Annotated in this window: 1 protein-coding gene; it reads right to left on the bottom strand. The window is 67.8% G+C overall.

The annotated features are described in order from the left end of the window. On the bottom strand, positions 1–394 hold a 394-nt coding region (locus ACEWPL_RS19505), incomplete at its 3' end, for an SDR family NAD(P)-dependent oxidoreductase (RefSeq protein WP_420744418.1). Between the last annotated feature and the right edge of the window lie 116 nt (positions 395–510).

Genomic DNA, 510 nt, shown 5'->3' with positions numbered 1-510 from the left:
CGGGCAGGACGGCTTGCGCCGCAATGTGCAGCGACGTGAGGTTCGCATCCGAAATGCGCCGCCAATCCGCGCCGCTTATCTGCCCGGACGGGCCGCTTTTGCCGAGGCCGACATTGCAATGGAGGATGTCAATCTGGCCGTGCCGGTTGTGGGTCTCGGCGATCAGCGCCTCGATGCTGGCATCATCCAGCACGTCGACCTGCGCCGCTTCGCTCTGGCCCTCGGGCAACATGGCCACCGTGGCCTCGGCCGCTGCGATATCGCGGTCCGCGACCACCACATGCGCGCCCTCTCTTGCATAGGCGAGGCAGAGCGCCCGTCCGATCCCGATGCCCGGCGCGATGGCCCCGCCGCCCAGCACGACGGCGATCCGGCCTTGCAACAGCCCGCTCATGTCGCGCTCCGCCCCGCGCCGTGGCGGGCGCGGATCGCCCGCCATTCGCGCCGAATGCCTACAAAAAGGGAAAAGAGCGTAAGGGCGATGAAGATCCAGCAGATCGGGCTGCGAAA

It is taken from the genome of Roseovarius roseus, assembly GCF_043355935.2.
GTDB lineage: Bacteria > Pseudomonadota > Alphaproteobacteria > Rhodobacterales > Rhodobacteraceae > Roseovarius > Roseovarius roseus.
Note: the sequence above shows the minus strand (reverse complement) of the source record. Positions and strands in the feature narration are given on the sequence as shown.